General features: G+C 64.2%; 12 protein-coding genes. 3 read left to right on the forward strand and 9 right to left on the reverse strand.

Translation table 11 applies throughout. From position 1 onward, the window contains the following. Positions 1–6: 6 nt before the first annotated feature. The 9 genes from BLS85_RS01160 to BLS85_RS01200 all read right to left on the reverse strand — a co-directional run bounded on the left by BLS85_RS01160 (position 7) and on the right by BLS85_RS01200 (position 9924). Positions 7–858, reverse strand: coding sequence for a sulfotransferase family 2 domain-containing protein (locus BLS85_RS01160; RefSeq protein WP_176793237.1), 852 nt, complete (start codon positions 856–858; stop codon positions 7–9). A gap of 146 nt (positions 859–1004) precedes the next feature. Further along, a complete protein-coding gene (locus BLS85_RS01165; protein WP_092780856.1) occupies positions 1005–2525 on the reverse strand; it encodes a UbiD family decarboxylase in 1521 nt (506 codons plus the stop codon). Positions 2526–2574: 49 nt separating this feature from the next. Further along, on the reverse strand, positions 2575–2865 hold the full coding sequence (locus BLS85_RS01170) for a hypothetical protein (protein ID WP_245699031.1): 291 nt from the start codon (positions 2863–2865) through the stop codon (positions 2575–2577). A gap of 179 nt (positions 2866–3044) precedes the next feature. Then, the gene (treY, locus tag BLS85_RS01175) at positions 3045–6077 is read right to left on the reverse strand and encodes a malto-oligosyltrehalose synthase (protein ID WP_176793239.1); all 3033 of its coding nucleotides are present in this window, start codon (positions 6075–6077) and stop codon (positions 3045–3047) included. A 123-nt stretch (positions 6078–6200) separates the two neighbouring features. Next, entirely contained in the window at positions 6201–6548 is a 348-nt protein-coding gene (gene frdD, locus BLS85_RS01180; RefSeq protein WP_092780865.1) for a fumarate reductase subunit FrdD, read from the reverse strand. Positions 6549–6550: 2 nt separating this feature from the next. Then, positions 6551–6943 (reverse strand): fumarate reductase subunit C, encoded by a 393-nt coding sequence (locus BLS85_RS01185; protein WP_092780868.1) that lies wholly within the window; start codon positions 6941–6943, stop codon positions 6551–6553. Beyond that, a complete protein-coding gene (locus tag BLS85_RS01190) occupies positions 6940–7686 on the reverse strand; it encodes a succinate dehydrogenase/fumarate reductase iron-sulfur subunit (protein WP_092780871.1) in 747 nt (248 codons plus the stop codon). The genes BLS85_RS01185 and BLS85_RS01190 overlap by 4 nt, the downstream gene beginning before the upstream one ends. Next, positions 7683–9443 carry a fumarate reductase (quinol) flavoprotein subunit gene (frdA, locus tag BLS85_RS01195; RefSeq protein WP_092780874.1) on the reverse strand — a complete coding sequence of 587 codons (1761 nt, stop codon included), beginning with the start codon at positions 9441–9443 and terminating at the stop codon, positions 7683–7685. The genes BLS85_RS01190 and frdA overlap by 4 nt, the downstream gene beginning before the upstream one ends. A gap of 238 nt (positions 9444–9681) precedes the next feature. Then, positions 9682–9924, reverse strand: a complete 243-nt coding sequence (locus BLS85_RS01200; RefSeq protein WP_092780877.1) for a type II toxin-antitoxin system HicB family antitoxin — start codon at positions 9922–9924, stop codon at positions 9682–9684. A 620-nt stretch (positions 9925–10544) separates the two neighbouring features. On the opposite strand from BLS85_RS01200, the gene ectA reads away from it, so the two are divergent. The 3 genes from ectA to BLS85_RS01215 all read left to right on the forward strand — a co-directional run bounded on the left by ectA (position 10545) and on the right by BLS85_RS01215 (position 12970). Next, entirely contained in the window at positions 10545–11123 is a 579-nt protein-coding gene (gene ectA / locus BLS85_RS01205; RefSeq protein WP_092780880.1) for a diaminobutyrate acetyltransferase, read from the forward strand. Positions 11124–11181: 58 nt separating this feature from the next. Further along, positions 11182–12474 carry a diaminobutyrate--2-oxoglutarate transaminase gene (ectB, locus tag BLS85_RS01210; RefSeq protein WP_092780883.1) on the forward strand — a complete coding sequence of 431 codons (1293 nt, stop codon included), beginning with the start codon at positions 11182–11184 and terminating at the stop codon, positions 12472–12474. Between the two features lie 103 nt (positions 12475–12577). Next, a complete protein-coding gene (locus tag BLS85_RS01215; RefSeq protein WP_092780885.1) occupies positions 12578–12970 on the forward strand; it encodes an ectoine synthase in 393 nt (130 codons plus the stop codon). Positions 12971–13053 lie beyond the last annotated feature (83 nt).

Raw genomic sequence — 13053 nt, forward strand, 5'->3', positions numbered from 1 at the left:
TTCACATCAAGACGGCGGTTGGGCAAGATACTGCTCAAGGCTGTGGAGCGAGACCTGAATTCGGGACTTCTTGGCGTCGCCAACTTCACGAATATCGACAACAAGGGGGTGGAGTTGAGTCTCGGGGGCCGGCTCTGTCGGTTCGGTTTGCGTGACCGGGGCGGCGACAAAGAAACGCATGTCCAAGCGATTGGCTTGCTCGATCTCATCCCGAAGCGCTGATCCGTCAAGCCGATAGCTTTCAAGGGTTGGGTTTAGGCGATCAGAGACAACGTTGGGCAGATGGTGGGTCGAAAGAAGATGTTCGCAGATTGTCCGCGTGTTCTCAATGCGCACAACGTGGTCGAGGGTGCAAAGGTTTTCAATAGCCCTAATTAGATGAGTCTCGCCCAAAGGAGTTTTATCGTCCACTCCAGAGAACTGCCTAACCATTGGGTTTGTATTCAAGGGATTGTTAACGAATTTTTTGAGGCCATCAAGTGACACAGGATTTTGCGATCTCATGTTTTCGTAGGTATAGGCGGATACGGTTCGGTCAAATGGATGACGTAATACAGTGAAAGTTATATAGTCACCGATCAGTTTGTGGTGAAGGCCGAACGGAAGGTGGGTCGCGGCCAACATATGCGGTATGGGAAGCACCTCCTGAGACGGATCGTCGTATCGATGTATCAAGCTCGCAATCCAACGTTCGGCAGCCTTGCTTAAGGATCCGTCAGCATTTCGATTGCGAAGCATCAACATGATCCGCAGCGGTTCGGCCAGGGCCGAAAAAACCGAAATGCCGCCGCTCTTCGGGACATGATAGAAAAACATGGGCCTTCCATCGAAAGCGTCCGAACGCGGATGGCTTTCCATGACAACGCGTGTCTTTGAAATTTCGCTGATCTTCTGCCGAAGCACTTCTATTTCTCTGTTCTTGCTGACGAATATAGATCCAGGGCACTGCAGGTTCCTGAACGTTCCGCGGTTGTCAGAGCCAGGGGCACACCGATGTGTGTTGGCTATCGCCAGATCGGCGTGCCCGACCCGGGCAGGCCGTAGTCTTTCCATTTGGCGGTCACCCGCTCGATGATGTCGTCGGTCATGCGGATCTTGGTGCCCCACTCGCGGTGCGTCTCGGGCGGCCATTTGTTGGTCGCATCAAGGCCCACCTTGCCGCCCAGGCTGCTTTCCGGGCTGGCGAAGTCCAGGTAGTCGATGGGCGTGCCCTCGATGACCGTGATGTCGCGGGCGGGGTCCATGCGGGTGGAGATGGCCCACATTACGTCGGTCCAGTCGCGGGCGTTGATATCGTCGTCCACAACGATGACGAACTTGGTGTACATGAACTGACGCAGGAACGACCACACGCCCATCATCACCCGCTTGGCGTGGCCGGGGTAGGCTTTGCGCATGCTGACCACGGCGATGCGGTAGGAACAGCCTTCCGGCGGCAGCCAGAAATCCACGACCTCCGGGAACTGCTGGGTCAGGAGGGGGATGAACACCTCGTTCAGGGCCTCGCCGAGCACGCTGGGTTCGTCGGGGGGACGGCCGGTGAAGGTGCTCAGGTAGATGGGACGCTGCCGCATGGTGATGGCGGAGAGGCGGAACACGGGGAATTGATCCACGGAGTTGTAGTACCCCGTGTGGTCGCCGTAGGGGCCTTCGTCGCCGAACTCGTCGAGCATGACGTGGCCTTCCAGGACGATCTCGGCTGTCGCCGGCACCTTCAGGGGGACCGTCTTGCAGTCCACCAGATCCACTTTCTTTCCGCGCAGCAGGCCGGCGAACTGGTACTCGGACAGCGTATCGGGCACGGGGGTGACGGCCGCGAGGATCACCCCCGGGTCGGCGCCGATGACGGCGGCGGCGGGCAGCGGTTCCTTCTTCTCGGCGGCCCAGCGACGGTAGTGCTGGGCGCCGCCGCGATGCTTCAGCCAGCGCATCAGCGTGGTGTCACGGCCCGTCACCTGCATGCGGTAAATGCCGAGATTGAACCCGTCCTCTCGTCGGCCGCCCTTGCCGCTCTGGGGTCCCTGGGTGACCACCAGCGGCCATGTGATGAGCGGCGCCGGCTCGCCCGGCCAGCAGGTCTGCACCGGCAGGCGGGTGAGGTCGATGTCCGGCCCGGTCCATACCACCTCCTGACACGGCGCGCGGGTGACGGTACGGGGTTTCATGGCCATCACGGTCTTGACCAGGGGCATCATCTCCAGGGCCCCGCGCCAGCCGCCGGGCGGTTCCGGCTGCTTGAGGAAGGCCAGCATCTCTCCGACCTCGCGCAACTGGGCCGGCGTGCGGTCCATACCCCAGGCGACCCGCTCGACGGTGCCGAACAGGTTGACCAGCATCGGCATGTCGTAGCGGCGGCCTTGATCGCCGACGACGCTCTCGAACAGAACCGCCGGTCCGCCCTCGGCGAGCAGGCGGGTCTGGATCTCCGTCATTTCCAGGACCGGCGAAACCGGCGTGGAGACGCGCGTCAGCCGACCGTCGCGTTCGAGACGGTCCATGAAATCACGCAGGGAATCGAAGGGCATGCGGAGGGTCTCTCAGTACAACCAAATCAAATCTGGGGATGGTATCCGATCAGTAAGGCGCGCCACCCCGTGACCGCCCGTCCGTCGCGGCCGTGACGCGCCGGTAGAAATCGGGATCATGAAGGACCGAAACCGCGATGGTCCGGTATCCGAGATGCACACCCTGATCCGGCACAAGCCGGGCATGCGGGGGTATCCCCTCGAACTGGACCACCTGCCGGACGGTCCAGACCGATTGATACTGCCCATCCGTTTTGATGAAACGATCTCCGACCTCGACGCCATGGCGTGTGGCCATGCCGGCCCCAAGTGCGCCCATCAGACGGCGAACAAAGCTCATCCGTTCTTGCCCCACTGATCGCTGCGAGGGCAACGTCGGCGGCCGTATAACCGTGCCGACATCCGACCCCGACGGCAATATACCCACTTCCGTTCACGGCCGACCCGCTGGCGCGTTCCGTCGTGAGGCGGCCCTTTATTTCTTCCCAAGATCGACTATGCCTGTCGGGAGTCCGCCATTCAAGCTCCGTCGGTCAGGACACAGACCGGAAAGTCGGAGAGCAGCCTGGACAGGGGCAGGTGGCCGGACCCGGCGTGCCGCAGGCCTTCGGCGGCCTGAGAGTCGGAGAGGATGCCGCGCAACGAGGTCGTCGCGAAAGGCTCGGTCTCGGGCAATACAACGGCCGTGTCGTCCCAGCCCATGGGCAAGGGCAGGAAGGCTCCATCCATCAGAGGCCAGACGAGTCGGGGCACCACGACGACCAGGAGGCGAGGGGCTCCGGCCTCTTGCCCCTCGATGGCGGGCGCGGTCCGGGCGAACGCAAGAACACGATTGGCGTGGGGTCCGGTAACCTCCAGCGGCTCGTAAGAGCCGTGCGCGAACAGCCTGGGCGCGTGGCTCCGCAGGTCGAGCAGGGCGGCGATCAGGGCCTGTTTGACGCGCCCGTCGCGCCAATGGGGCAACAGGTCGAGCGCGGACCGGGCATCCGCGAGCGCTTGGGCGCGGGCCTCGAAATCGACCGGGCGGCGATTGTCCGGATCGACCAGACTGAAATCCCAAAGATCGGTGCCCTGATAGAGGTCGGGCACGCCGGGCACCGTGAGTTTCAAGGTCGTTTGGGCCAGACTGTTGACCACTCCGGCCGGCGCAAGCCGTGCGACGAAGGCGGCCATGTCGCTCAGGAATGCGGTTCCAAGCGACGGTGATAGGACGGAGCGAATGAAGCTTTCAAGCGCGGCCTCGTATTCAGGATCCTGGGCGGTCCAGGCGGTCTCCACCTTGGCTTCGCGCACGGCCTTGAGCATGTAGGCGACGATGCGATCCGCATAGTCCGACAGGGCGGTGTCGTCCAGAGGCTGGAGTTGGCCATCGGGATCCACCTCGGCGAGGGCCAGCGGCCAACTGGCCAACAGGCTCTGATAGAACAGATACTCGTCGTTGGCGCTGGGGGCGCGACGGTTCTCCGACAGCACCGCGACCCGGCGGTGATTGAGGTCCTGCCAGCGCTGGATCCGGTGCGACCATGCCTCGGGGCATTCGGAGATCAGAGCCAGCCGCGTGCGGGCATCCTCGCCGCGCTTGTGGTCGTGGGTGGCGGTGGCCAGCAGGCCGAAGGGCCAGGTTTCCAGGCGCGCCTGACAGGCATGGTGGAAGGCGGCGGCAGATACACCGAAGCGGTCGGGTTCTCCGCCCACCTCGTTCAGGGCCGCAAGCCGCACATAGCGATAGAACGCCGTGTCTTCCATCGCCTTGGCCATCACCGGGCTGGTGAGCTGCTGGACGCGCATGGCCACTTCCAGCACCTCGGCCGGGGGATGGCCGGCCTCGGCACGGGCCAGATCGGCCGTCAGCACGTCGTGCAGGAAGTCGTAAACGGACAGGTCGGGGGACCGGGCCATCTTGCGGGCACGGCCGATGGCCCACTGGAGGTCACGGCGGTCCTGGTCGTCGATGGTCGCACGCGCCGTGTCGGCCGTGTCGGTGTTCGCGTCCGTCCAATCGGGCAGGGCGTGCGGATCGACGTAGGTGCGATAGACCGGAAAGTGGGCGATGACATCGATCAGGGCCGCGCGCAGGGCCATGCGGGAGTAGTCCCGCGTGGCACGGGATCGCTTCGCCAGCCGGTTCAGTCGGTTGGCCATCACGCCGATCTCGCTGGCGAGGCTCTCTTCCATCACCTGACGTTTGGCCGCGAGCACGATGTCCGGGTAGGAGGGGGGTGTTTCCAGGATGCGCGCGTAGACGCGGTCCAGGCCCGCCTCGCCGGCGGGATCGACGAAGAGCCCGAGCACCTGGTTGAGGAACTCGTACCCCGTGGAGCCGGCGATGGGCCACAAGTCCCGCAGGCGCTCGTGCGGGGCCAGGATCTTCTCGACGAGCAGATACAGCGGCTGGTCCGGCCCGAAGGGCGACGGCCCCAGTGGTGACCCGGTGTCGGCACCGGGGTAGGGCGCGACGACCCCCAGGTCGATCCCTTTCAAAAGGGCGTGCCGGGCCTCGGCCTGAAGGCGGCGCATGTAGGCCTCGGGATCCCACAGGCCGTCCACATGATCCAGGCGCACGCCCTGCACGCGCCCCTCGGCGATCAGATCCAGGGTCAGCCGATGGGCGGTGTCGAACAGGTCGCCGCGCTCCATGCGCAGAGCCGCCAGATCGTTGATTTCAAAGAAGCGGCGGTAGTTGATCTCGTGGGCCGCCACGCGCCAGAACGCCGGACGGTAGGACTGGCGGTCGATCAGGGTGTCGAGGTCATCGAAACTGGAGGGGCGGGTCGGATCGCCGGCAAAGGCGTCCTCGGCGGCGGCGACGATGGCCCGCGCCTCGGTGCTGCCGGCCAGCAGTTCCGACAGGCGGCGCTTGACGACATTGGCCGTGCGGCGGCGCCCCAACACGCCGCCGGTCTCACGGTCCCCCGCGCGCAGGGAATCGGCGCCGGCCATCACCAGGGCCAGCACGTTGTCGTCGGCGTGGCCGGCGCTCATACCGCGCCGCAGAATGTCGCCGTAGTCATGCGGCCGCACTGGAAAAGCGTGCTCGTAATAGCGGATGGAGAAGCCGCCCAATTCGGCGTCGTAACGCAGGCTCAGTTCACCGCGTTCCAGAATGGCGCCGTAGTGGTCGCCCAGAACGGGCAGCAGGATCTTGCCGTGCAACGACGGCTCCGCCGGTTCCCAGTCGATGTCGAACCAGTCGGCGTGGGGACTTTCGCGGCCCCATTCGAGCACGTCGCGCCACCACCGGTTCTCGCCCACGCCGATGCCCATGTGGTTGGGCACGAAGTCCAGGATCAGCCCCATCCCGTGGATCAGCAGGGTGTCGCTGAACTGACGGAAATCCTCCTCGCCGCCCAACTCCGGATTGATGCGGCCGTGGTCGATAATGTCATACCCGTGTGTTGACCCCGGCCGCGCCATGAGGATGGGCGACAGGTAGATGTGGCTGATCCCCAGCTTAGCCAGCGTCGGAACAACGGCGGTGGCGGTGCGGAAGCCGAAGTCCGGAGTCAGTTGGAGCCGGTAGGTGGCACGCGGAAAGGCCGGAGGACCGCTCACCGGGACCTCCGTTTTCCGTTTGGGCGTGTCGTGCCCCGTGTTTCGTTCCGCTGCCATGAAGCGACCTTTTCTGACCGGTTGGGTGTCAGCGGACGGCGGTGGCGCTCCGGGCGTGGGTCGGGCTCAGAACGACAGCAGGGTGACCAGGGCGATCAGGCTGAACAGGCCGGCAAAGCCATAGACAGCGCGGGCGACCAACTGATCGTTGCGGATGCCGAAGTCGTGGACGGTGATGCGCAGCCGGTGCGCGGCGTGCCACAGCGCCAGGAAGAGGATGCCGAACAGCACGATCTTGACCACCGGATTGCTGACGATCCGGGTCATGCTTTCATAGGACGCCTCGGGGGGTCCGAACAGGCCCAGCGGCAGAAGGACTCCGGTAATCAGGATCATGACCGGGATGACGAAGGCGCAGACGGTGCCGCCGGCGGCGAACAGCCCCCAGACGATGGGCTTGTTGGACTTGGCCATGGTCAGAGCACTCCCATCATCAGCAGGAAGACCAGGGAAACCACCGCCCAGATGATATAATGCGCGCTGACGATGGCCGGGCCGGGCACAAACCCATCGCCCTTGGGGATGCGCATGGCCCTGGGCGTGACGTTGAACCAGGTGATGGAGTGGTAGCACGCGAACCCGAAGGCCAGCAGGCTGAACAGAATCCCGGTCGGCGACGAAATGCCGTTGAGGTAGTGGGTCCATTCGTTGTCGCCCTGGGCCAACCGGACCAAACCCACGGTCAGGCTGGCCGCGTACAGGCCGATGAACACGCAACTCACCTCGCGCAGCATGTAGCGGATGTAGCGGTTGTTGCGCATGTACCAGGTGGTCCGGGGGACCTCGCGGACATAGGGGTTGCGGCTCATGAGCGCCTCCAGGGCATCAGGTGCTCCAGGTACCAGTCCGCCGTGCTGGCGATCTTCATCTGCTGGATGGCGCCGGCGGGGTCGACATCCTTGGGGCAGACCTCGGAGCAGGCCCCGACGAAGGAGCACTCCCACACGCCCTCATGTGTGGCCACAACCTCCTGCCGCTGGCGCCGGCCCTTGTCGCGGGAATCCAGGTTGTAGCGGTGGGTGAGTGCCAGGGCTGCGGGGCCGATGAACTCAGGGGTCAGGCCGTACTGGGGACAGGCCGCATAGCACAGCAGGCAGTTGATACACATCGAGTACTGTTGGTACTGGTGCAACTGTTTGGGTGTCTGCTTGTAGGGGCCGTCCTCGATCGGTCTTTGCTTCTTTGGGATCACGTAGGGCTTCACTGACTCCAGCTTGTCCATGAAGTCGTCCAGCACCACCACCAGATCGCGTTCGATGGGGAAGTGGTACAGGGGCTCGACCTTGATGGTTCCGGCCGGCAGATCGCGGATGAAGGCCTTGCACGACAGCATGGGCTCGCCGTTGATCATCATGCCGCAACTGCCGCACACCGCCATGTGGCAGGACCAGCGATAGTTCAGGGTGCCGTCGAGGGTGTCCTTGATGTAGTTCAGGGCGTCGAGCACCACCCACTCTTCCTCGCAGGGCACGCAATAGGCCTGGAAACGGGGCTCGGTCTCGGTCTCCGGATCGTACCGGAGAATTTCGAAGGTGATCTGGCGTTGGCTCATGACTTCGCTCCCGAGTAGTCACGCACGCCGGGACGGGACTTGGTGATGACGACGTCCAGGTAATCCATGCGCGGCGCGTCCTCGCCCTGATAATGGGCCATCGAGTGCTTGAGGAAGGTCTCGTCGTCGCGCTCCACATGGTCGAGCCGTTGGTGCGAGCCGCGTGACTCCTTGCGGGCCAGGGCGCTGACGGCGACCGCCTGGGCCACATCCAGCATGCAGCCCAGTTCCACGAGCTGGGTGAACTCCGTGTTGAACACCTTGCTCTTGTCGCGCAAGGCAATGGATGTCTGGCGCTGACGCAGCTTGGCGAGGGCGTCCGCCGTGTCCTTCAACATCGCCTCTTCGCGATAGATGCCCGCGCCGGTCTCCATGGCGTGGGTCATTTCGTTGCGAACGGCGGTCATGGTCTCGGTGCTCTCCGGCCGGTCGAACAGCGCCTGAACGCGGGCCTCGGCGGCGTTGGCCTGCTGGTCGGCGGCGGCCCGGTCCACCTTGGTCGTGCCGGAGCGCACGTACTTGACGGCGCTTTCGGCGGCGCGTTTGCCGAAGACCAGGAGTTCGGTCAGGGAGTTCGAGCCGAGCCGGTTGGCGCCGTTGATGCTGACGCAGGCGCACTCTCCGGCCGCGAACAGGCCGGGCAGGGGGGTGGCGGCGTTGATGTCGGTGTGAATGCCGCCCATCATGTAATGCACGACGGGGCGGATCGGTACCGCCTCCTTGACGATGTCGACGCCGGCGTAGGCGTGCGCCAGTTCGTGAACGAAGGGCAGGCGCTCGAGAATGCGCGCCTCTCCGAGGTGGGTCATGTCCAGAAGCACGCAGTCCCCCCACTTGGTGGGGACGGTGTTGCCTTTCTTCTGTTCCTGCCAGAAGGCCTGACTGAGGCGGTCGCGCGGCCCCAGTTCCATGGTCTTCAGCACCGGCTCGCCCAGCGGCGTTTCCGGTCCCATGCCGTAGTCCTGAAGGTACCGGTAGCCGTCCTTGTTGCGCAGGACACCGCCCTCGCCGCGACACCCCTCGGTCAGAAGGATGCCGGTCGCCGGCAGGCCGGTCGGGTGGTACTGCACGAACTCCATGTCCTTCAGCGGCACGCCCGCGCGGTACGCCAGCGCCATGCCGTCGCCGGTCTTGATGGCGCCGTTGGTGGTGAAGGGGAAGATGCGCCCCGCCCCGCCGGTGCACAGGATCACGGCCGGAGCCAGGAACTGTTTCATCTCTCCGGTGCGCATCTCGACGGCGCAACAGCCCTGGATGCGTCCGTCCGAAACCAGCAGGTCGGTGGTGAAGACCTCATCGAAGCGGCGGATGGACTCGAACTTCAACGAGGTCTGGAACAGGGTGTGCAGCAGGTGAAAGCCGGTCTTGTCGGCGGCGAACCAGGTGCGCTTGATTTTCATGCCGCCGAACGGGCGCACGCCGACGGAGCCGTCCGTTTCGCGACTCCACGGACAGCCCCAGTGTTCCAGGCGGGTGAGTTCCTTGGGGGCTTCGTTGATGAAGAACTCAACCGCGTCCTGATCGCACAACCAGTCGCCGCCGCCGACGGTGTCGCCGAAGTGCAAGTCCATGCTGTCATCGCTTCTGGCCACGCCGGCGGCACCGCCCTCGGCCGCGCAGGTGTGACTGCGCATGGGATAGACTTTGGACAGCAGGGATATCCGCAATCCCGGGTCGGCCTCCGCGAGGGCGATGGCGGCGCGCAACCCCGCGCCGCCGGCGCCAACAATGACGACATCGGACTCGATGGTTTCCATGAGGAAAGGACTCCACGGTCTATGATCCGGACGGACGGCACCGGACCTTGGCTTGAAGGACGGGCGTCAAACGCTATCAGATAGAAGCGGGGCCGCGTAAGGCGGTTGTTGCCCCAGGACCATGAATTTCCGGCGTAACGGGGCAGGGGGCGCAATGTCAAACGGCGGATGAGTGCGAGACCCATCCGCCGTTCGGATCATTGTCGGTGCGTGGGCGCACCGCGCGGGCCGTCCGCCGTCAGGCGACCCGCAGGCAGGCGCCGGCGCAGCCGTCGCGCTGCTCCACTTCATCCAGCATGGCAATGGACGGGCGGGGCGCGGGCAGGCTGCGGCCGTCCCGTGCCATGGTGTTGAGGACCTTGGAGGCCTGGTTGACGGCATCATCCACGGTCGGGCCCACGGCCCCGCACTTGGGTACGCCGACCACATCGGCGTGATATCCGTCCGGATGATGCGAAACGACAACAATATAACCTTTCACGACAGCTCTCCTCCGACAAGTCATTCTGAAAAATCTTAGGGGTCAGCCTGGAAATCACTGAGGCCCCCCGGGGCCATCGCGCGTCGTCGCACGGTACTCACCCCGATGAAGCGGCAACGCAGGCGCGGGATCGTCCGAAAGATCCGGCGCGGCCACGCTGGGCGATGGCGTTGCCAACCAGAGCGAATCATACCGATCAGGACGGAAAATGCAACCCACCATATGAGAAAAAAATGTGACTTCGCGAATTACAGTAATACGATTTGAAGCAAAATTTGCACCAAGCCACAGGGAAAATAAATTTTACTTACAGGTATTTCCTTTTCATGCTTCCTTTTATGCTCTTGGTATGGGGTTGACAATTTTCAGGAAGGGCGTATTGTTCTGGCTGTCGCTTGAGGGGGCGGGTGCCTCGCTCCCCATATGCCGCTTCGGTGGCCCAGGCGTTGTGGACGGTCGGGTTTAGGGGCCGTCTCGCCGGACGCTTTATGGAGTGTGGTCGTTCGCCGACGAACACTCAAGTGTCCGGAGTTTTACAGAACCGTGACTATGCGAGGGCCGGGCGCCATGCGGGCGTTTCCGGGCTGTTCGCATCACACTCACCTGTTATCGAGGGAACGATGACCGAAGCATCAGTCTCCCCCATCCGAACCACGACCCGTCGCCAGGAGACCCGTCCGGAGCAGCGCATCCGCCTGCGCCATCCAACGGCGGACGACGGCGCCGCCATCTGGACTCTGGCGCGCGACAGCGGCAAGCTCGATCTGAATTCGCCGTATGCGTACCTGATGATGGGCCATTTCTTTCCCAAGACATGCGTCATTGCGGAACGCGGCGACGAGCCGGTGGGATCCGTGATCGGGTTCGCGCCACCGGCGCGCCCGAATGCGCTGTTCGTCTGGCAGGTGGCCGTTTCCGAGGCGGCGCGCGGGCAGGGGCTGGCTTCGCGCATGATCGAGCATCTGTTGTGGACGGCGCCACTGGATGGCTCGGCCCGCTTTCTGGAGGCCACGGTCACGCCGTCCAACGAGCCGTCGGCCCGCCTGTTCCAAGGCATCGCCCGGCGCCATGGCGCGCCCTGTGAGATCGCCCCACTGTTCGAGGAAGAGGCCTTTCCATGCCCGAAGGCGGCGAACGCCACGTTCGAGGAGGAGCACCTGTTCCGAATCGGTCCGTTGCGGCAGGCCAAGGCGGCGTGATCGGCGCGCCGCCTCGCCCGACCGCCCCTTTATTTTCAGTCAGATACGGATGGCTTCCATGACCGCCCCCAACCTCGACGTCTTCGAGCGTCGCGAATCCGCTGTGCGCAGTTATATCCGCTCGTTTCCGGAGATCTTCACCACCGCGAAGGGTCACCTCATCCACGGCGAGAGCGGCCGCGCCTATATCGACTTTTTCGCCGGCGCCGGCGCGCTCAACTACGGTCACAATGACGATGCCATGAAGGCGGCGCTGATGGAGTACGTGGCGGGAGATGGTATTGCCCACGCGCTCGACATGGGAACCGGCGCCAAGGCCCGCTTCCTGGAGCGCTTCCATGAGGTGATTTTGTCCCCGCGCGGTCTGGAGCACAAGGTCCTGTTTCCGGGGCCGACCGGCACCAACGCCGTCGAGGCCGCTCTGAAGCTGGCCCGCAAGGTCACCGGGCGCGAAAAAATCGTCAGCTTCACCAATGCCTTCCACGGCATGACCCTGGGGTCCCTCGCGGTCACCGGCAACGGTTTCAAACGGGGCGGCGCCGGCCTGCCGCTGGACAACACAGTGTTCATGCCGTTTGCCGATTTCCTCGACGAGGGCTTCGACAGCCTGTCCTATCTTGAGCGCATGCTGGAGGATGGCGGCTCTGGCATGGACCTGCCGGCGGGCGTCATCGTCGAGACCGTGCAGGGCGAGGGTGGCATCAACGCCGCCTCGTTCGGCTGGCTGAAGCGCCTGAACGATCTGTGCGCCCGTTGGAACCTGCCGTTGATCGTGGACGACATCCAGGCCGGGTGTGGCCGAACCGGACCCTTCTTCAGCTTCGAGCCGGCGGGCATCAAGCCGGACATCATCTGTCTGTCGAAGTCCATCAGCGGGTACGGTCTGCCCATGGCATTGGTGCTGGTGCGTCCGGACATGGACCTGTTCGGCCCCGGGGAGCACAACGGCACCTTCCGGGGGAACTCCATGGCCTTCGTGACGGCCACCGAGGCGTTGCGGTTCTGGACCGATGACAGCCTGACGCGGGATGTTGAGCGGCGCGGCCAGATCATTGAGGATGCCCTGACGGCCATGGCCGAGAAGCATCCGGAGCTTCAGCCCGATGTGCGTGGGCGCGGCCTGATGCGCGGCATCGGCCTGGGTGTCGCGGGGGCGGCCGAGGCCGTCTGCGCCGAGGCCTTCAAGGGCGGCGTCATCATGGAAACGTCGGGGCCGGATTCCGAGGTGGCGAAACTGCTGCCGCCGCTGACGATTCCGGACGAGGCTCTGCGCGAGGGGCTCGACGTCATGGCGCGGGCCGTGGACACGGTGGCGGCGCGGATCGCGTCGGAAAAGCCGGCGGCGGCCTGATCCTCTTTCGGGCGCCCTGATCTGCCCTGCCGATCCCCTGTACGCGCCGGGGGTCGGCGGGGCTTTCTTTGTTCTTCAGTGTAATACGGGAGTTTATTGATCCATGATCGTAAAGAAGCTCAGCGACCTGACGGGAACCGACGCCGCCGTGGACGGCGGCAACTGGGTCAGCCGTCGCTTCCTTCTGCGCAAGGACGGCATGGGCTTTTCCATGCATGACACGATCATCCGTGCCGGAACCGAAACCTACATCCATTACGCCAACCATCTGGAGGCGGTGTACTGCGTCGAGGGCGACGGCGAGATCGAGGACCTGGAAACGGGCATCGTGCATCCCATCTCGGACGGCACGCTGTATGCCCTCAACGGGCACGAGCGGCACAAGTTGCGTGGTGGCTCGCGGGACATGCGCATGGTCTGCGTCTTCACGCCGCCGCTCACCGGTCGAGAGGTTCATGACGAGAACGGCGTCTATCCCGTCTTGACCGAGGACTGAGGTCTTCAACTCTGGTCTGAACTTTGTTTTGCAACCCTTCGCGTCTCGGGCCAGACTGACCGCAATGCGTCGGCGGGACCTTG

The sequence above is a fragment of the Rhodospira trueperi genome, from assembly GCF_900101965.1.
GTDB lineage: Bacteria > Pseudomonadota > Alphaproteobacteria > Rhodospirillales > Rhodospirillaceae > Rhodospira > Rhodospira trueperi.

Excerpts from the sequence above, each read along its gene's own strand:
- BLS85_RS01190 (WP_092780871.1), bottom strand. The coding sequence starts at position 7,686 with ATGAGCCAACGCCAGATCACCTTCGAAATTCTCCGGTACGATCCGGAG.
- BLS85_RS01215 (WP_092780885.1), top strand. The coding sequence starts at position 12,578 with ATGATCGTAAAGAAGCTCAGCGACCTGACGGGAACCGACGCCGCCGTG.
- frdA (WP_092780874.1), bottom strand. The coding sequence starts at position 9,443 with ATGGAAACCATCGAGTCCGATGTCGTCATTGTTGGCGCCGGCGGCGCG.
- BLS85_RS01185 (WP_092780868.1), bottom strand. The coding sequence starts at position 6,943 with ATGAGCCGCAACCCCTATGTCCGCGAGGTCCCCCGGACCACCTGGTAC.
- ectA (WP_092780880.1), top strand. The coding sequence starts at position 10,545 with ATGACCGAAGCATCAGTCTCCCCCATCCGAACCACGACCCGTCGCCAG.
- frdD (WP_092780865.1), bottom strand. The coding sequence starts at position 6,548 with ATGGCCAAGTCCAACAAGCCCATCGTCTGGGGGCTGTTCGCCGCCGGC.
- BLS85_RS01170 (WP_245699031.1), bottom strand. The coding sequence starts at position 2,865 with ATGAGCTTTGTTCGCCGTCTGATGGGCGCACTTGGGGCCGGCATGGCC.
- ectB (WP_092780883.1), top strand. The coding sequence starts at position 11,182 with ATGACCGCCCCCAACCTCGACGTCTTCGAGCGTCGCGAATCCGCTGTG.
- BLS85_RS01160 (WP_176793237.1), bottom strand. The coding sequence starts at position 858 with ATGGAAAGCCATCCGCGTTCGGACGCTTTCGATGGAAGGCCCATGTTT.
- BLS85_RS01165 (WP_092780856.1), bottom strand. The coding sequence starts at position 2,525 with ATGCCCTTCGATTCCCTGCGTGATTTCATGGACCGTCTCGAACGCGAC.